This window comes from Acidovorax sp. GW823-FHT01C06 (assembly GCF_058798375.1).
This window is the reverse complement of sequence record NZ_JBXAKN010000001.1, coordinates 100,284-117,610: the sequence shown is the minus strand read 5'-3', so window position 1 is coordinate 117,610 and position 17,327 is coordinate 100,284. Positions and strand designations below refer to the sequence as shown.

Annotated in this window: 12 protein-coding genes and 1 riboswitch; of the genes, 3 read left to right on the top strand and 9 right to left on the bottom strand. The window is 68.5% G+C overall.

Going from position 1 to position 17,327, the window contains the following annotated elements:
* Positions 1-243: 243 nt before the first annotated feature.
* The 5 genes from AC1RCS_RS00530 to AC1RCS_RS00510 form a co-directional block, all read right to left on the bottom strand.
* On the bottom strand, positions 244-1,422 hold the full coding sequence (locus AC1RCS_RS00530; RefSeq protein WP_218296570.1) for an ABC transporter substrate-binding protein: 1,179 nt from the start codon (positions 1,420-1,422) through the stop codon (positions 244-246).
* Between the two features lie 110 nt (positions 1,423-1,532).
* Positions 1,533-2,240 (bottom strand): ABC transporter ATP-binding protein, encoded by a 708-nt coding sequence (locus AC1RCS_RS00525; protein WP_218296569.1) that lies wholly within the window; start codon positions 2,238-2,240, stop codon positions 1,533-1,535.
* Entirely contained in the window at positions 2,227-2,991 is a 765-nt protein-coding gene (locus AC1RCS_RS00520; RefSeq protein WP_218296568.1) for an ABC transporter ATP-binding protein, read from the bottom strand. Before AC1RCS_RS00520 ends, AC1RCS_RS00525 begins: the two co-directional genes overlap by 14 nt.
* Positions 2,984-3,967, bottom strand: a complete 984-nt coding sequence (locus AC1RCS_RS00515; RefSeq protein WP_218296567.1) for a branched-chain amino acid ABC transporter permease — start codon at positions 3,965-3,967, stop codon at positions 2,984-2,986. The genes AC1RCS_RS00520 and AC1RCS_RS00515 overlap by 8 nt, the downstream gene beginning before the upstream one ends.
* A 1-nt stretch (position 3,968) precedes the next feature.
* Positions 3,969-4,832 (bottom strand): branched-chain amino acid ABC transporter permease, encoded by an 864-nt coding sequence (locus AC1RCS_RS00510; protein WP_218296566.1) that lies wholly within the window; start codon positions 4,830-4,832, stop codon positions 3,969-3,971.
* Positions 4,833-5,256: 424 nt separating this feature from the next.
* Between AC1RCS_RS00510 and AC1RCS_RS00505 the strand changes: the two genes are divergently transcribed.
* Together AC1RCS_RS00505 and AC1RCS_RS00500 are read left to right on the top strand one after the other, a co-directional pair.
* The gene (locus tag AC1RCS_RS00505) at positions 5,257-6,399 is read left to right on the top strand and encodes a serine hydrolase domain-containing protein (protein ID WP_492255467.1); all 1,143 of its coding nucleotides are present in this window, start codon (positions 5,257-5,259) and stop codon (positions 6,397-6,399) included.
* 56 nt (positions 6,400-6,455) lie between these two features.
* Positions 6,456-6,986 (top strand): shikimate kinase, encoded by a 531-nt coding sequence (locus AC1RCS_RS00500; RefSeq protein ID WP_218296564.1) that lies wholly within the window; start codon positions 6,456-6,458, stop codon positions 6,984-6,986.
* Positions 6,987-7,098: 112 nt separating this feature from the next.
* Here AC1RCS_RS00500 and AC1RCS_RS00495 read toward each other — a convergent pair whose 3' ends face one another.
* Positions 7,099-8,034, bottom strand: a complete 936-nt coding sequence (locus AC1RCS_RS00495; RefSeq protein ID WP_492244771.1) for a LysR family transcriptional regulator — start codon at positions 8,032-8,034, stop codon at positions 7,099-7,101.
* 214 nt (positions 8,035-8,248) lie between these two features.
* Here AC1RCS_RS00495 and AC1RCS_RS00490 point away from each other — a divergent pair, with 214 nt between their 5' ends.
* Positions 8,249-8,653 (top strand): RidA family protein, encoded by a 405-nt coding sequence (locus tag AC1RCS_RS00490; protein ID WP_218296562.1) that lies wholly within the window; start codon positions 8,249-8,251, stop codon positions 8,651-8,653.
* Between the two features lie 99 nt (positions 8,654-8,752).
* On the opposite strand, the gene AC1RCS_RS00485 is transcribed toward AC1RCS_RS00490, so the two are convergent.
* The 3 genes from AC1RCS_RS00485 to AC1RCS_RS00475 all read right to left on the bottom strand — a co-directional run bounded on the left by AC1RCS_RS00485 (position 8,753) and on the right by AC1RCS_RS00475 (position 17,235).
* Complete coding sequence (locus AC1RCS_RS00485) at positions 8,753-12,271, bottom strand: putative Ig domain-containing protein (protein ID WP_492244772.1); 3,519 nt, start codon at positions 12,269-12,271, stop codon at positions 8,753-8,755.
* Positions 12,272-12,628: 357 nt separating this feature from the next.
* Positions 12,629-15,343: a methionine synthase gene (gene metH / locus AC1RCS_RS00480; RefSeq protein WP_492244773.1), complete on the bottom strand. Its 2,715-nt coding sequence runs from the start codon at positions 15,341-15,343 to the stop codon at positions 12,629-12,631.
* 51 nt (positions 15,344-15,394) lie between these two features.
* Positions 15,395-15,501, bottom strand: a riboswitch (S-adenosyl-L-homocysteine riboswitch).
* 30 nt (positions 15,502-15,531) lie between these two features.
* Positions 15,532-17,235, bottom strand: a complete 1,704-nt coding sequence (locus AC1RCS_RS00475; protein WP_492244774.1) for an IPTL-CTERM sorting domain-containing protein — start codon at positions 17,233-17,235, stop codon at positions 15,532-15,534.
* Between the last annotated feature and the right edge of the window lie 92 nt (positions 17,236-17,327).

The following is a 17,327-nucleotide window of genomic DNA, read 5'->3' as shown; positions in this document are numbered from 1 at the left end:
CTTCACTTTTTATAGCGCCTTACGCTTGCCAGTCAAGCGCTAGCAGCCAAAAGCACTGCAAATCCAGGAGTCAGCCCGCGCCGGGGCAGCGCGCGGTGCACGGCAGGATCCCTTGCAAAAAAAGGCCTGCCCCTTCTCCGTGGCAGGCCCTGCGTGGCGTGGTGTGGTGTGGTGTGGTGTGGTGTGGTGTGGTGTGGTGTGGTGTGGCGTGGCGTGGCGTGGCGGGCCAGGGCCCGCGCCGACCTACTTGGCCAGCGCGTCCAGCCGGATCTCCTTGACCTTGCCGCCTTCCACGATGGCCACGCGGGTGTTGGCCGTGGAGCCGCCGCGCTCGTTCACGCCGTCCATCTCGTGCGGGTTGTTTTCGGTGGGCAATGACTTGAAGGCCTTGTCCAGCTGCGCGCGGATCGCGGCGGCGTCGGTGGTGCTGCCCGCGAGCTTCATCGCCAGCGCGGTGGCGTGCACGGTGGTGTAGTTGAGCGAGACCTCGGAACTCGGGTCGCGGCCGGGGTGGGTCTTGCGAAAGCGTTCCACGAAGGCCTTGGTCACCGGCGAGCTGTCCTCCACCACGGGCAGCACGCCGATCGATCCCTCAAGGGGGCCGTAGCCGCCGGTGATCTTGCCGATCTCGTCCATCTTGGCCTGGTCGATGATCACGAAGCCCCCCTTGAAGCCCAGCTCGCGCGCCTGCTTGATCACCAGGCCCGTGGGCTCGGACGCGCCGCCGATGAAGAGCACATCGGGCTTGGAGGCGAGCACCCGGCTCACGCCGCTGTAGAAGTCCGTCGCGCGGTTGTAGGACATGGGGTTCTCGGCCACCACCTTGCCGCCCGCGGCTTCCCACGCGGGCTTGAAGGCGGCTGTCCAGGCCTTGGCGTAGTCGTGGTCGGCATTGGCGATGGCCACGTTCTTGCCGTACTTGCCCATGGCGTGGTTCACGAAGGGCTTTACGTAGGACGTGAACTCGGGCGGGATGCGCAGCGTGAGCTTGTTGTTGCGCTCGGTGATCTGCGGCACGCTGGTGTACGAGAGCAGCAGGACCTTCTGCGCCTCGTTGGTGGCCATCACCGCGAAGCTGCCGCCCGAATGCGGCACCAGCACCGCGGGAGCCTTGTGCTCCTGCACCAGGCGCTGGGTATTGATGGCAGTTTCACTGGGGTTGTACTTGTCGTCCAGCGCGACGATCTCGAGCCTGACCTTCTGGCCGGCCACCTCCAGGCCCTTGGCATTGATCTCCTGCACCGCCATCTCCATGCCGCTGAGCACGTTCTTGCCGTACAGCGCGGCGCCGCCGCTCAAGGGGCCCGAGTAGCCGATCTTCACGACCTGCTGGGCGAAGGCGGTGCCGGTGGCACCCAGCAGTGCGGCCACCGCGAAGGCGCTGGCACCGAGTCGAAGGATGGTCTTGCGTTTCGTGATCATGCTGATGTCTCCTTGGGGTTTCTGAAAAAGCGGCTCTTGCGAGTCAGGGTCGTCAAACAGGTGGCACTACCGTCGCACGCGCGGCGCCGCGGGGGGCTGCTCCTCATCTCCTATGCGCCGATGTAGGCCCGGCGCACGGCCTCGTTGTTCATGAGGCTGTCGCGGTCGCCCTCCATCACGATGCGGCCGCTCTCGATGACGTAGGCGCGGTGCGCGATCTTGAGCGCCGCGAACGCGTTCTGCTCGGCCAGCAGCACCGTGGTGCCGGCCTGGTTGATGCGCTGGATGACCTCGAAGGTCTGCTTGATGACCAGCGGCGCCAGGCCCAGCGAGGGCTCGTCGAGCAGCAGCACCTTGGGCCGGCCCATCATGGCGCGGCCGATGGCCACCATCTGCTGCTGGCCGCCGCTGAGCGAGCCCGCGGGGTCGTCCTTCTTCTCGGCCAGGATCGGAAACAGCGCGAACACCTCGTCCAGCACCTTCCTGCTGCCCGCCGTGTCGCCCCGGTGCACGTAGGCGCCCAGCATCAGGTTCTTGAGCACCGACATGCCGGGGAACAGCTTGCGCCCCTCGGGGCACTGCACCACGCCGTGCTGCACGATCTGAGAGGGCTTCATGCCCGCCAGCTCCCTGTCGCCATAGCGGATGCTGCCGCCGGCGGCCTTGTGGATGCCGCTGATGGTCAGGAAGATCGAGCTCTTGCCCGCGCCGTTGGCGCCCAGCAGCACCACCAGCTCGCCCTGCCGGGCATGCAGGCTCACGCCATTGAGCGCCTGGAAGCTGCCGTATTTGAGCGAGAGGTTGTCAAGCTGCAGCATGCTCGCTCCCCAGGTAGGCGTCGATGACGGCCGGGTTGGCGCGGATCTCGGCGGGGGTGCCCTCGGCGATCTTCTCGCCGTAGTTCAGCACCATGATCTTGTCGGCCAGGCTCATGATCATGTTCATCTTGTGTTCGATCAGGCACACGGTGAGGCCATGGGCCACCATCTTGCGGATGAGCTGGGCCAGGCCTTCGGTCTCGTCGGGGTTCACGCCGCCGGCGGGCTCGTCCAGCAGCACCAGGCGCGGCCCGGTGGACAGCGCCAGCGCGAAGGCCACGCGCTTGCGCTCCTCCTGCGAGATGTCGCCCGCCATGCGGTTTTCCAGGTGCGCGAGGCCCACGAAATCGAGCGCCTCGCGCGCCTTCTCGCGGCAGATGCGCTCTTCCTCGCGCAGGCGGCTGGAATTGCACAGCACGTCGAGCAGGCCCGAGCGCGTGCGCAGGCGGTGGCCCACGATGAGGTTGTCCAGCACCGAGGCCATGTCAAAGAGCGCCGTGGTCTGGAAGGTGCGCGCCACGCCCAGGCGCGCCACCTCGTCGGTGCGCAGCGAGGTCACGTCGCGTCCCTCCAGCGTGATGGTGCCCGAGCTGGGCCGGTGCATTCCGCTGATGAGGTTGAAGAACGTCGTCTTGCCGGCACCGTTGGGGCCGATGATCGCGTTGATCCTGCCGGCCTCGATGGTGGTGCTGACGTTGTTGACGGCGGCCAGGCCGCCAAAGCGCTTGGTGAGGTGTTCGATCTTAAGCACGGTCGCCTCCTGCGGGCGGTGTGGCGGACGGCCGGGTGGCGCGGCGTGCCTTCCAGCCCAGGTAGGTGCCCACGATGCCGTGCGGCACGAAGATCACCAGCAGCACGAGGATGGGACCGAAGACAAGGAAGCGGTACTCCTGCAGGAACTGCAGGTACTGCGTGAGCCAGGGCATGGCGAGCGCGCCCAGCAACGGGCCCAGCAGCGTCCCCAGCCCCCCGATGAGCATGTACATGGTCATGTCGAAGGTGTGCTCCACCCCCGCCACGCCGGGCCCGATGAAGCGCACATAGCCCGCATACAGCCCCCCCGCGATACCCGCGTAGAACACCGACAGCATGAACGCCAGCACCTTGTTGCGCATGAGGCTGATGCCCAGCGACTCGGCCAGCTCGTCGCTGTTGCGGATGGCCATGAAGGTGCGCCCGAGCAGCGAGTTGACGATACGGCGCATGGCCCACATGCCCACCACCAGCCAGAAGAAGGCCAGGTAGTACAGCGCCAGCGGCGTGTCGAACCGCAGCCCCCCGATGGGCGACGGGGCGGGGATGCCGATGATGCCCACCGTGCCATGGGTGAGCCCTTCCCATTTCTCGATCACGAGGAACATGATGTAGCCCACGCACAGCGTGAAGATCGAGAAGTAGTGCCCCTTGAGCCGCAGCGACAGGACGCCGATGAAGAAGCCCAGCACGGTGGTGACCACGCCCGAGAGCGCGAACGCCACCCAGAACGGCACCTGGTGGTCCACCGTGAGGATGCCCACCGTGTAGGCGCCCACCGCCATGAAGCCGCTGTGCGCCAGGTTGAACTGCCCCGTGTAGCCCGTGATGAGGTTCAGGCCGATGGTGGCGATCGCAAAGATGTAGGCGGTGCCCATCACCGTGAGGTGGTAGTCATTGCCCACGAACAGGGGAAACGCCAGCCCGGCGGCCAGCAGCAGGGCCCAGCCCCATTTGCCTTCAAGGAATGCCATGTCAGCGCACCCCCTTGGTGAACAGGCCCTGCGGACGCACCGACAGGATGGCCACGAGCAGCACGAAGGCGATGATGTCCTTGTAGTCGGTGGAGATGTAGAACGCCCCGAAGCTCTCGGCAAAACCGATGATGAGCCCCCCGATGATGGCGCCGGGCACGCTGCCCATGCCCCCCAGGATGATGATCACGAAGGCCTTGGTGATCACGAGGTGCCCCATGGCCGGGTACACGAGGTTGATGGGCGCGTACAGCGTGGCGGCCACCGCGGCCAGCGCGCCCGAGATGGCGAAGGTGAGCATGGCCACGCGGTTCGCGTCGATGCCCACCAGCGACGCGCCATCGCGGTTCTGCGCCATGGCGATGATGGTCGAGCCCGTCACCGTCTTCTTGAGGAACAGGTGCAGCACCACCATGAGCACGAAGGCCGCCGCGATGATCAGCAGGCGCTGCACCGGCGCCGTGACTCCGCCCAGGTCGATGATGCCGGTGTACGGCGTCTGCATGCGGTGGAAGTCCGCGCCCCACAGGGCCTGCGCGCCGGCCTCCAGGAACAGCAGCACCCCGATGGCCGCGATCATCGGATGCAGGCCCGAGGCATTGCGCAGCGGGTGGAACACCAGCCGCTCCGACACCACGCCGATCAGCGCCACGGCAAGGGCCGAGCCCGCCATCGCCACCCAGTAGTTGAAGCCCCAGGCCGCCATGAGGTGCCACGACACGAACGCCCCGGCCATGTAGAACGCGCCATGGGCGAAATTGGGCACGTGCAGGATGCCGTACACCAGCGTGAGGCCCAGGGCCACCAGGCTGTAGATGCCGCCCAGCGTGAGGCCGTTGAGCACTTGCTGCAGGAACAGGTCCATCAACCGCCCCTCCCTGCGAGCGGTGCGCGGCCGTGCTGCGCGGGCGGCATGGCCTCGGGGCGTGGGCTCGGGGCGTCCCCGCGGGGGCGTGTCTCCATCGTCGTGCTCCTGGTAGGTTTGCAGACAGGCTGCGGCCATCGGCCCAGCCGCCCCGCATGCCGCACGCGATGCGCCGAAGCGGCGCGATCCCCTTGCGGTCGAGGCCGGGCCAGCTTAATAACGAAGCCCCGGATGCCCAACCTCGTATTCCGCTGTGCAGAACATTTCAGGGTAATCACCCAGCGATTGGCGGGTGCGCCAGTCATCTGCGCGACTTGCCGCCACAGGATGCCGCAACAGACTGAAACAATCCGTCCACCACCGGCGACGTTCCGACACGCGGAACTTGCGCGGGCCCCATTGCCACCACCGTCTCGAGGAACCCATGCACCCAGCCCCCCTGGCACGCCTGTGCCACGTACTTCAAGCCCATGTGGACCAGGGCCTGCTGCCCGGCGCGGTGGCGCTGGTGCACCACCAGGGCCGCACCGTGCTGCACCAGGCGGTGGGCGCACAGCGCCCCGGGGCGGACGCCCCCGCCATGGCGCACGACACGCTCTTTCGCATCTACTCGATGACCAAGCCGATTGCCTCGCTGGTGGCACTGATGCTCATGGAGGAAGGCCGCCTGCTGCTGGCACACCCCGTGTCGCACTACCTGCCCGCGTTTGCCGGGCAGCAGGTGTACGACCCGGCCACCGGCCAGCGGGCACCCGCGCCGCGCGCGGCCACCGTGCACGACCTGCTGCGCCACACCGCCGGCCTCAGCTACGCGTGGGAGGCGGGCCCGGTGCCCGACCTGTACCGCGCTGCCCGCATTGGTTCGCGCCGCCACACCAATGCCGGTCTCGCGGCCGCGCTGGGCCCCCTGCCGCTGGTGCATGCGCCCGGCAGCCGCTGGGAGTACAGCCGCGCCACGGATGTGCTGGGCGCCGTGCTCGAGGTGGTGGAAGGCGCGCCCCTGGGCACCATCCTGCAGCGCCGCGTGTTCGGGCCCCTGGGCATGCACGACACGGGCTTTAGCGTCCCTCCCCGGAACCTGCACCGGCTGGCCGAGCCCTTCGCGCGCGACCCCCAGACGGGTACCGAGGTCGCGCTGATCGACGTGGCCGCCCCGCCCGCGTTTGAATCCGCCGGGGGCGGGCTGGTGTCCACCGCCGCGGACTACGCGCGTTTCCTGCAGCTCCTGCTGGGCCGGGGCACCCTGGAAGGCACGGACGGCCCCGTGCGGCTGGCCAGCCGCGCCACGGTGGATTTCATGACGGCGGACCACCTGGGCGGCATCCCCACGGCCGGCGACGTGCTGCCCCCCGGCTACGGATTCGGGCTGGGCGTGGCGGTGCGCACGGCCACCGGGCTGGCGACGCGCCCCGGCTCGGCGGGGCACTACAGCTGGAGCGGACTGGGCGGCACCTTCTTCCTCGTGGACCCGGCGCAGGACCTGTTCGCCATCCTGCTCACACAGGCCCCGGGACAACTGCGCTACCTGAGCGAGCTGTATCCGGCCCTGGTGTACGCCGCGCTCTGAGCGCCCGCCGCCTTACACTCTGCGTCCAGTTGGGCAGCCATAACAACAGGAAATTTATGCAGATTCGCTGTGCACTGGTCGGTATGCCCGGCTCGGGCAAATCCACCATCGGCCGGCAACTCGCCCACCGGGCGGGTGTTCCATTCGTCGACCTGGACCACCGGCTGGAGCAGACCCTCGGCACCACCATCCGCAGCTTTTTCGAAGCGGAAGGCGAAGCGCGCTTTCGCGATGTCGAGTCCCAGGTCCTGGCCGAGGTGGCGCAGGAGCCTGGCGGCATGGTGCTCTCCACCGGTGGCGGCGCCGTGCTGCGCCCGGCCAACCGGGAGGTGCTGCGCCGCTTCGGCAACGTGCTGTACCTGCGCGCCTCGCCCGAAGAGATCTACCGCCGCGTCAAGCACGACAAGACCCGGCCACTGCTGCAGGTGGGCAACCCCATGGACAAGCTGCGCGAGCTGTACGCGCACCGCGACGGCCTGTACCGCGAAACGGCCCACTTCGTGATCGAGACCGGCCGCCCCACGGTGCACACGCTGGTCAACATGATCATGATGCAGCTGGAGATGGCGGCGGGCGCGCAGGGGTAGGTTTCCTGGCGGTTGATGGCTGCGCGGCGGGCTTCAGCGGTTTGGGTTGACCGGCCATCCTGAAGCTGAATGGGCCCCGGGCGCTTATCCATGAACCCTGAATGCTATATTTTCAATAGCTTTCATCGGCACGCCGCACCGCCACCGGTGCATGCAGCGCCATCAGCTCCACCACCCAGTCAATGAACACCCGGACCTTGGCGCTCACATGGCGGTTGGGCGGGTAGGCCACGTACAGGGGCATGGGGTCCATCGTCCAGCCTTCAAACAATGGCACCAGTTCGCCGCTGGCCGCGTGCGGCCGCGCCATGTAGCTGGGCAGCCACAGCACCCCCATGCCGGCCAGCCCTGCGGCCAGATAGGCATTGCCGTCGTCCATCGCGCACACGTAGCGGCCCTGCACGTGGATGCTCTCGCCGCCGCGGCGCATGGCATAGGGAACCGGCTTGCCGGTGCGCGCCCACAGGAAACCCACGATGCGGTGGTGCGAGTCCTCCAGCTCCCCCGGATGCGCGGGCACGCCCGCGTGCCGCAGGTAGCTGGGAGCGGCAAACACGCGCAGTGCGAGCTCGCCCACCTGGCGGGCGATGAGGGACTGGTCGGTGAGGGTGCCGCCGCGCACCACGCAGTCGACGTTCTCGCCCAGCATGTCCACGCGGCGGTCGCTCACGCCCATGTCGAGCTGGATGTCGGGATACCGCGCGTGGAACGCGGGCAGCGCGGGGACGAGGACGAGCCGGGCCAGGGGGCTGGGCACATCCACCCGCAGGCGGCCCCGGGGCGCGGCGGCGGCGGTGGAGAGGCTGGTCTCGGCGTCGTCCAGGTCGGCCAGCAGGCGCACCACGCGCTCGTAGTAGGCGGCGCCATCGGCGGTGACATGGACCTTGCGCGTGGTGCGGTTGAACAGCCGGACCCGCAGGCGTGCCTCCAGTTGCTGCACCAGCTGGGTCACCGTGGTCTTGCTCATGTGCAGGGTTGCCGCCGCCTTGGTGAAGCTGCCGGTTTCCACCACCCGCGCGAAGGCCTGCATTGCGTCAAAACGGTCCATGGGGATGCTCCGGTGCGGCCGCCTCAGGGGGCCCGTGGGGGTGCGCGGGTCGAGCCCGTGCCGCGCTCCAATGGGCCTGGTGCGGCCCGCGATTGTTTGGATTCTAAGAACAGTGATGGACAGGCTTGCCTCTTTATCGGCCGGCCCCGCGCTTCTACAGTGCCTTCATCGTCAACACGGGGCGGCTTGCCGGCCCCACCGAAGGAGTTTTTTCATGGCCCAACGTGATGTGGTGTTTCCGGCCGGTCGCCAGGCGCTGTACGAGCGCAACCGCTATTCGCCGGCGGTGCGGTCCAACGGTTTTCTGTTCGTGTCGGGCCAGGTGGGCAGCCGCGAGGATGGCTCGCCCGAGCCCGACCTGAAGGCGCAGGTGCGGCGGGCGTTCACCAACCTGGACGCGGTGCTGCAGGCGGCGGGCTGCACCTTTGACGATGTGGTGGACGTGACGATGTTTGTCGTCAACCCCGAGGCGAACTTTGAAGCGGTGTGGAGCATCGTGCCCGAGTTCTGGGGCGAGGCGCCCCACCCCACGCTGACGGGCATTGGCGTGACCTGGCTGTATGGGTTTCAGTTCGAGATCAAGGTGATTGCCCGGCTGCCGCAAGGCCAGGGCGGCTGAATCTTGCAGGGAGCGGATGGCTGCAATCTTTGAATGAAATGGGGCCCCAGCGCTTATCCCGAAAGCGCTGGCAGCTATGATTTTCATATCAACCGCACATCACCCCGCGCCCCGGCGGCGCTGGCCTGCGGCCACGGCCAGCAGACCCAGGGCCAGCCACCAGATCAGCCCGTCGCCCAGCGGCACGGCCGTGGCGGCCAGCCCGAAGCCCGCGCCGCCCGCGTCCACGACGGCGCCGTTGGCGGCCAGGTCATCATCCCCCAGGGCGCCGTCGGTGATGGAGAAGGTCGCCACCGCGCCCGCCACCCCGGCGGGCAGGGTGTACCAGCGTGGCGCCGCGTTGGGCGGGCTGGCCGGCGTGGGGCCGTACTTCCAGTACTGGGTGTGGGCCGGCAGCGCGCCGGGGTAGGTGATGGTGAACTGCAGCGTGCTGCCCGGCGTGCAGCCCGTGGTGGCGAAGTCAAACAGCCCGTGCGGAAACTGCACCCCCGCCGGGGCGCTGTGGGCGGGCGGGCTGGACGCGTGGCCCGACGGCGGGATGAACTGCGCGCTGGCGAACACGCACCCCGCACCGCCGCCGCCAAAGCTGGCCGTGATGGTGCCCGAGCCCGTGGGGGACGGGCCGCTGTAGGTCTGCGCCAGCGCCACCTGCAGCGTGTAGGCCTGGCTGCCTGCATAGGCCGCCCCGCTGGCGTCGGTGGCCGTGACGGTGAAATGGTAGGTGCCCGGTGCGCCCACGGTACCGGCCAGCACGCCGGCCGTGCTCAGCGCCAGGCCCGGGGGCAAGGCGCCGGTGCTCACGGCATAGCTGTGCGGGGCCAGCCCACCGGCCGCCGCGAGGGCCTGGCTGTAGGCGCTGTACGCGCCGGCAGCGGGCAGCGTGGCGGGCGCCAGGGTGACGGTGGGGGCTCCCACCGTGAGCGCCACAGCCTGCGCGCCGTTGAACGGGCCGGCGCCGGTGCTGCTGTCGGTGGCGGTGAGGTGGAGGTTGAACGCACCGGCCACCGAGGGCGTGCCCGACACCGTGGCGCTGTCGGCCGTGGTGGCCGTGACCGACAGGCCCGGGGGCAGGTTCTGCACCTGCAGGCCCGTGTAGGGGGCGGCGCCGCCGCTCCAGGTGAAGGTGCGGGTGTAGGCGCTGCCCACCGTGGCGGTCTGCGCACTGTTGGGGCTGACCACCAGGGTGGGCGGGCTCACGGTCAGCGTGACGGTGGCGGGCGACGATGTGCCGGAGGTGTTGGTGGCGGTATAGGCAAGACTGTCACTGCCCGCATAGCCCGGCGTGGGCGTGTACTGGAGGGTGGTGCCACTGACCATCGCCGTGCCGTGCGCGGCCGGCGTGGTGAGGGCCAGCGACGTGGCCGCCCCGCCGGAGAGGCTCAGCGGCACGGCGTTGCCGCTGGAGCCATAGGCCACCGTGTGCGCCGAGTGGCTGGCCACCGGCGCCGCATCGGCCACCACCAGCGTGTAGGCGCGCGTGGCGGTGTAGGGGCCGGTGCCGGTGCTGCTGTCGGTGGCGGTCACGCTGAAGTTGAAGGACCCCGTGGCCGTGGGCGTGCCCGACAGCACGCCACCCGCGCTGAGCAGCAGCCCGCCCGGCAACGCCCCGGCCGTGACGGCATGGGTGTACGGCGCCGTGCCGCCCGATGCCGCGAGCGGGGTGCTGTAGGCCACGGTGCGCGTGCCGCCCGGCACGGTGGCGGGGGCCAGCGACACCGTGGGGCTGGCAATGGCCACGGTATAGGCCTGCGAGCCCGCATACGGCCCCGGAAAGGCGCTGCTGTCGGTGGCGGTGACCGTGAAATTGAACGCACCGCCCGCCGTGGGCATGCCGCCGAGCAGCCCGCCGGTGGACAAGGCCAGCCCCGTGGGCAGCGCGCCCGCCGTCACCGCGAATGCATAAGGGCCTGCGCCACCGCTCCCCGCCAGGGTCTGGCTGTAGGCCGCCGCCACCGTGCCGACCGGCAGGGTGCCGGGGCCGACGGCCACAGGCACATCGTCGTTGGTGATGGTGCCCAGGCCCTGGTTGTCGGCGATGGTGGCGTTGACGGCGCCGCTCAGGTGGACGAAGAAGGTCTCGTGGGCCTCGGGCGTGGTGTCGCCGACCACGGGCACCGTGACGGTGAGCAAGGTTTGCCCTGGCATGAAAGTCAGCGTGCCGCTGGTGGCGGTGTAGTCGCCGGGCTGCGTGGCCGTGCCGTTGGCCGTGGCGTAGTTGACGCTGGTGGTGAAGCCACTCGGCGCGCTCAGGGACACGGTGAAGACGGCGCCGGTGGTACCGCCGTGGCCCTCCACCACGGTCACATCGTTGATCGACAGGCTGGGGGCCGCGTCGTCGTTGACGATGGTGCCCTGGCCCTGCGCGTCGCCCGCCACGGCATTCACCAGATTGGTCACATTCACCCAAAACGTCCTGTCCGGCTGGAAGAGCGCATTGCCCGGCACCTGCACCACGAAGGGGTAGGTGCTGCTGCCTGCGGGTATGGCCTGGCCCGCGAGGCTGTGCGCCACGTAGTCGGCCCCCGCGGTGGCCGAGCCATTGGCCGTGGCGATGTCGAAGGTGACGCCGCCCGGCCCGGCGGGCGCGCTGAGGCTGACCGTGAAACTGAAATGGGCCATGCCCGCATTGCCTTCGCTGGCCGCCACGTCGTTGATGGACAGCACGGGCTGCTGGCTGACCACCAGCGTGTAGTTCTCCAGCTCGAAATAGCTCCCAGGCCCCGTGCTGGCGTCCGTGACCCGCAAGGTCACCGGGTAGCTGCCCAGGGACGCCGCCGTGGTGCCGCTGACCACGCCCGCGCCGGAGATGCTGATGCCCGCCGGGAAGCTGCCCGTCTCCAGCAGATAGCTGTAGGGCGGCACACCGCCCGTGGTGGCCAGTGCTTGCGAGAAGGGCTGGCCCTGCACCGCCGTTCCCGTGGGGGTGGCCAGCGCCAGGCTCGGGTTGCCCACCGTGCCGGTGTAGCCCTTGTCCACGAACAGGCCGCCATGGCCGGTGGAGCGCACGCTGAAGGTGTAGCCCCCGCGCCGGGTGGGCGTGCCGGTGATGGCGCCCGAACCGGCCAGGCCGAGGCCCGGGGGCAGCGCGCCGCCTTGCAGCGTGTAGGTGTATGGCGCCGTGCCGCCGCTGGCGCTGAGGGCCTGCGAAAACGGCGTGCCCGCCGTCAGGGCGGGCAATGTTGCGGGTGCGACCGCAATGGGAGACGACGAGGGATGGATGGTGACCGTCACGCCCACGACGCTTTGCGCAGTGGCGTTGCCCGATGCGTCGGTGAACTCGAAGTAGTCGCTGGTGGCGCTGTTGCCATTGTGGCTGTAGTCCAGGACCCAGTTCGGTCCGGTGATGCGCAGGTTGGCACTGCCATGCACCGGCAACGCCGGCCCGTCCACCGGACCGGTGCCCGCCCAGCCAATACCTGGCGTGCAGTCGGTCACGTCGATGGTGACCGTGCCGCCTTGCGTGACCCCACCACCCTTGGCCGGGCAGATGAGCGAGGTGTGCGCGGCGCTGGCCATGCCAGGCTGCAGCAAACCCGCCAGCAGCGCCGCGCAAGCCAGCAGGCGCAGGGCCGCATGATGGAGCCCCTCCGGAAATCCATGGAAACGCAGCATTGGCATCGCCCCTACACAGTTCTTTGTCTTGTGCTTGGGCGGGCCCTGCGCGGCCCACGGCGGGAGCCACTGTCCTGTGAAAAGTGCAGCGGCAGCGCCGCACCGAGCTTGTCCCAATCGTGGCTGATTACATGCTGCGCCCTGGCAAATAGCATCCCTCCTGAAGTAGGGTTCCCACTGCCGAAAACACGCGCCAGGCATGGCGCAGGCGCGCCGGTCTGGAGGCAGGCCCATGGCTTGCGAAGCGCTTTCCGGCAAAGCCGCCAACAGAAAGGCCCCGCGTGCGGGGCCTTTCTGTCTATTCAATCAAATCAGCCCCTGGCGCTTATCCATCAAGCGCCAGAAGCTATAAAATCAATAGCATCACAGATTCGGCGCCAGCAACCGCTCCAGCACCTTCTCATCCATCCTGCGGCGCTGCGCCATGTCGTGCAACTGGTCTTCACCGATCTTGCCGACGTTGAAGTACACGGCATCCGGATGACCGATGTAGAAGCCGCTCACGCTGGCCGCCGGCATCATGGCCAGGCTTTCGGTGAGGGTCATGCCGATGTCTTCGCACTGCAGCACACGGAACAGCTCGCTCTTGGCGCTGTGGTCGGGGCAGGCGGGGTAGCCGGGCGCGGGGCGGATGCCGCGGTACTTCTCGGCGATCATGTCGTCGTTGCTCAGCGCCTCGCCGGCGGCATAGCCCCACAGGTCGGTGCGCACGCGGTGGTGCAGGGCTTCGGCAAAGGCTTCGGCCAGGCGGTCGGCCAGGCTCTTGAACAGGATGGCGGAGTAGTCGTCCAGCGCGTCGATGAAGGCCTTTTCCTTCTTCTCGATCCCCAGGCCCGCCGTCACGGCGAACATGCCGGCGTAGTCGGCAATGCCGCTTTCCTTGGGCGCCACGAAGTCGGCCAGGCAGCGGCTGGGGCGGGTCACGCCGTCGATGGTGTGCTTTTCCGCTTGCTGGCGCAGGCCGTACCAGGTCATGGCGACCTCGGTGCGGGTGTCGTCGGTGTAGAACTCGATGTCGTCGTCGTTCACGCTGTTGGCGGGCAGCAGCGCCATCACGCCGCTGGCCGTGAGCCACCGGCCTTCGATGATTTTTTTCAGCATGGCCTGGCCATCGGCAAACACCCGCGTGGCCTCCACGCCCACCACCTCATCGGTGAGGATGGCGGGGTACGGGCCGGCCAGGTCCCAGGTCTGGAAGAACGGGCCCCAGTCGATGTACCTGGCCAGCTCGGCCAGGTCGAAGTTCTTGAACACGCGGCGGCCCAGCGCACGTGGCACGGCGGGCTGGTAGGCGGACCAGTCCACGGGTGTCTTGTTCGCGCGGATCTTGGCCAGGGGCCACAGGGGCGTGGCCTTCTTGTTGGCGTGCTGGATGCGCACCTTGTCGTAGTCGGCATTCAGCTCGTCCACGTAGTTCTGCACGCCGTCGCCCAGCAGGCTCTGCGCCACGCTGACGCTGCGCGAGGCATCGGGAACGTAGACCACGGGGCCTTCGTAGTGCGGCGCGATCTTCACGGCGGTGTGCACGCGGCTGGTGGTGGCGCCGCCGATGAGCAGCGGGATCTTCTTGATGCGGAAGTGCTCGTCCTTCTGCATCTCGCCCGCGACGTACTGCATTTCTTCCAGGCTGGGGGTGATCAGGCCCGACAGGCCCACGATGTCGGCGCCCTCGACCTTGGCGCGCGCCAGGATCTCGTGGCAGGGCACCATCACGCCCATGTTCACCACCTCGAAGTTGTTGCACTGGAGCACGACGGTGACGATGTTCTTGCCGATGTCGTGCACGTCGCCCTTGACGGTGGCGATGACGATCTTGCCCTTGCTGCGCACGTCGCGCCCTGCCAGTTCGTCCTGGCGCTTTTCTTCCTCGATGTAGGGGATCAGGTGGGCCACGGCGGACTTCATCACGCGCGCGCTTTTCACCACCTGGGGCAGGAACATCTTGCCGGCGCCGAACAAATCGCCCACCACGTTCATGCCGTCCATGAGCGGGCCCTCGATCACGTGCAGCGGACGGCCGCCCCTGGCCAGGATCTCGCGGTAGGCCTCTTCGGTGTCCTCGGTGATGAAGTCGGTGATGCCGTGCACCAGCGCGTGCGACAGGCGCTCGCCCACGGTCTTGGGGTGCTCGGGCGTGCCGCGCCATTCGAGTTTCTTGCTCTCGTCCTTGGCGCCGCTCTTGGCGGTTTCGGCGATCTCGACCAGGCGCTCGCCGGCGTCGGGGCGGCGGTTGAGCACCACGTCTTCCACGCGCTCGCGCAGCACGGGCTCCAGGTCGTCGTACACACCCACCATGCCGGCATTGACGATGCCCATGTCCATGCCCGCCTTGATGGCGTGGTACAGGAACACGGTGTGGATGGCCTCGCGCACGGGGTCGTTGCCCCGGAAGCTGAACGACACGTTCGACACGCCGCCCGAGACCTTGGCGCCCGGCAGGTTCTGCTTGATCCAGCGCACGGCCTCGATGAAATCGACGGCGTAGTTGTTGTGCTCTTCGATGCCGGTGGCCACGGCGAAGATGTTGGGGTCGAAGATGATGTCTTCGGGCGGGAAACCCACTTCATCGACCAGGATGCGGTAGGCGCGTTCGCAGATTTCGATCTTGCGTTCGTAGGTGTCGGCCTGGCCTTTTTCGTCAAACGCCATGACCACCGCAGCGGCGCCGTAGCGGCGCACCAGGCGCGCCTCGTGCTTGAACTTGTCCACGCCCTCCTTCATGGAGATGGAGTTGACGATGCCCTTGCCCTGCACGCAACGCAGGCCGGCTTCGATCACCTCCCACTTGGAGCTGTCCACCATGATGGGCACCCGCGCGATGTCGGGCTCGGACGCGATGAGCTGCAGAAAGCGCACCATGGCGGCCTTGCTGTCGAGCATGGCCTCGTCCATGTTGATGTCGATGACCTGGGCGCCGTTCTCCACCTGCTGGCGCGCCACGGCCAGGGCCTCTTCGTACTGGCCGTTCAGAATCATGCGCGCGAACGCCTTGGAGCCGGTGACGTTGGTGCGCTCGCCGATGTTGACGAACAGCGTGCCCTCGCCAATGGAGACAGGCTCCAGGCCGGACAACTTCATGGGGGGGACGGACAAATCTGACATAAGGCTCACCTGCGCGGCACAAGGGGGTTCAGGTGAGCGTCGTTGTCAATGTACTGAGGGATGCGCGGCCCAAGCCTGACGAGCCGCCATGCCCCACCAGGGCACGGCAAGCCGCTGCAACGCTCCTTGGACCAAGGGGCCGATTGTAGTTGGCCCGCCCGCGGTCAGCGCATCTGGCGGCGCTGGCCCAGCGCGACCAGCAGCACCAGGCCGGCGAGCAGCCACAGCGCCCATTCCGACAGGGACGGAATCGCGCTCGGGGCCGCCGCGATGGTGTCGGTGTCGGTGGCGCTGTTGTTGCCGGGGTTGGGGTCGGTCACGCCACCTGGGGCCGCGACGGTCGCGGTGTTGACCAGTGTCCCCGTCGCCGACGCGCCCACCGTGGCGCTGACGGTGTAGGTCACCGATCCGCCCGCGGGCAGGTTGACGGTGTCGTTGATGCTGCCACTGCCCGCCGCCGTGCAGGTGCCGCCGCCCGCGCCCACGCAGGTCCAGGTGCCGGTCAGCACCGCGGGCAGGGTGTCCGCCACCGTTGCCCCAGCGACGCCGGAGGGCCCGGCATTGCTCGCGGTGATGGTGTAGGTCACCGAGCCGCCCGGGGTGGCCGTGGTCACGCCATCCGTCTTGGTGATGGCCAAATCCGCCTGCGGCGTGACGGTGTCGGTGTCGGTGGCGCTGTTGTTGGCCGGGTTGGGGTCGGTCACCCCGCCCGGTGCCGTCACCGTCGCCGTGTTGACCAGCGTTCCCGTGGCCGCCGCACTCACCGTGGCGCTGACGGTGTAGGTCACCGAGCCGCCCGCGGGCAGGTTGACGGTGTCGCTGATATTGCCGCTGCCCGCCGCCGTGCAGGTGCCTCCGCCCGCGCCGACGCAGGTCCAGGTGCCCGTGAGGGCGGCGGGGAAGGTGTCCACCACGCCCGCGCCTGCGGCGTTCGATGGGCCGGCGTTGCTGGCGGTGATGGTGTAGGTGACCGAGCCGCCCGGAACGGCCGTGGTCACGCCATCCGTCTTGGTGATGGCCAGGTCGGCTTGCGACGCGAGGGTGTCGGTGTCGGTGGCGCTGTTGTTGGCGGGGTTGGGATCGGTCACCCCGCCCGGCGCTGTCACCGTCGCCGTGTTGACCAGCGTTCCGGTCGCCGAACCGCTGATCGTGGCGCTCACCGTGTAGGTGACCGATCCCCCCGCGGGCAGGTTGACGATGTCGTTGATGTTGCCGCTGCCCGCCGCCGTGCAGGTGCCACCGCCCGCGCCGACGCAGGTCCAGGTGCCGGTGAGCGCGGCAGGGAAGGTATCGAGCACCGCGGCCCCCGACGCGTTGGACGGCCCCGCGTTGCTGGCGGTGATGGTGTACGTCACCGATCCGCCCGGAACGGCCGTGGTCACGCCATCGGTCTTGGTGATGGACAGATCCGCCTGTGGCGTGAGCGTGTCGGAGTCGGTGGCGCTGTTGTTGGCTGGGTTGGGGTCGTTCACGGCAGACGTCACCGTCGCGGTGTTGGTCAGCGTGCCCGTCGCAGACGCATTGATCACGGCGCTCACCGTGTAAGTCACCGAGCCGCCCGCGGGCAGATTGACGCCATCGTTGATGTTGCCGCTGCCCGCCGCCGTGCAGGTGCCGCCGCCCGCGCCCACGCAGGTCCAGGTGCCGGTGAGCACGGCCGGAAAAGTGTCCGCCACCGTGGCACCGACGGCGGGGTCCGGCCCTGCATTGCTGGCGGTGATGGTGTAGGTCACCGATCCGCCCGGCGTGGCCGTGGTCACTCCATCGGTCTTTGTGATGGAAAGGTCCGCGTCTTGGGCATGCGCTGCGGTCGCGGCCACCATGGCCAACAAGAACGCAGTGAGCCACAGCAATGCACGTTGGCGCATGGTGAAGTCCCGATTTGGAGTGGAAGGGTGGCCAAAGTGTAACGCCACGTTTCCATCTGGAACGTTCATGCGCGTCGGCGCGCGCTGACGGC

Excerpts from the sequence above, each read along its gene's own strand:
- AC1RCS_RS00515 (WP_218296567.1), bottom strand. The coding sequence starts at position 3,967 with ATGGCATTCCTTGAAGGCAAATGGGGCTGGGCCCTGCTGCTGGCCGCC.
- metH (WP_492244773.1), bottom strand. The coding sequence starts at position 15,343 with ATGAAGTTGTCCGGCCTGGAGCCTGTCTCCATTGGCGAGGGCACGCTG.
- AC1RCS_RS00475 (WP_492244774.1), bottom strand. The coding sequence starts at position 17,235 with ATGCGCCAACGTGCATTGCTGTGGCTCACTGCGTTCTTGTTGGCCATG.
- AC1RCS_RS00510 (WP_218296566.1), bottom strand. The coding sequence starts at position 4,832 with ATGGACCTGTTCCTGCAGCAAGTGCTCAACGGCCTCACGCTGGGCGGC.
- AC1RCS_RS00490 (WP_218296562.1), top strand. The coding sequence starts at position 8,249 with ATGGCCCAACGTGATGTGGTGTTTCCGGCCGGTCGCCAGGCGCTGTAC.
- AC1RCS_RS00525 (WP_218296569.1), bottom strand. The coding sequence starts at position 2,240 with ATGCTGCAGCTTGACAACCTCTCGCTCAAATACGGCAGCTTCCAGGCG.
- AC1RCS_RS00485 (WP_492244772.1), bottom strand. The coding sequence starts at position 12,271 with ATGCCAATGCTGCGTTTCCATGGATTTCCGGAGGGGCTCCATCATGCG.
- AC1RCS_RS00495 (WP_492244771.1), bottom strand. The coding sequence starts at position 8,034 with ATGGACCGTTTTGACGCAATGCAGGCCTTCGCGCGGGTGGTGGAAACC.
- AC1RCS_RS00505 (WP_492255467.1), top strand. The coding sequence starts at position 5,257 with ATGCACCCAGCCCCCCTGGCACGCCTGTGCCACGTACTTCAAGCCCAT.
- AC1RCS_RS00500 (WP_218296564.1), top strand. The coding sequence starts at position 6,456 with ATGCAGATTCGCTGTGCACTGGTCGGTATGCCCGGCTCGGGCAAATCC.
- AC1RCS_RS00530 (WP_218296570.1), bottom strand. The coding sequence starts at position 1,422 with ATGATCACGAAACGCAAGACCATCCTTCGACTCGGTGCCAGCGCCTTC.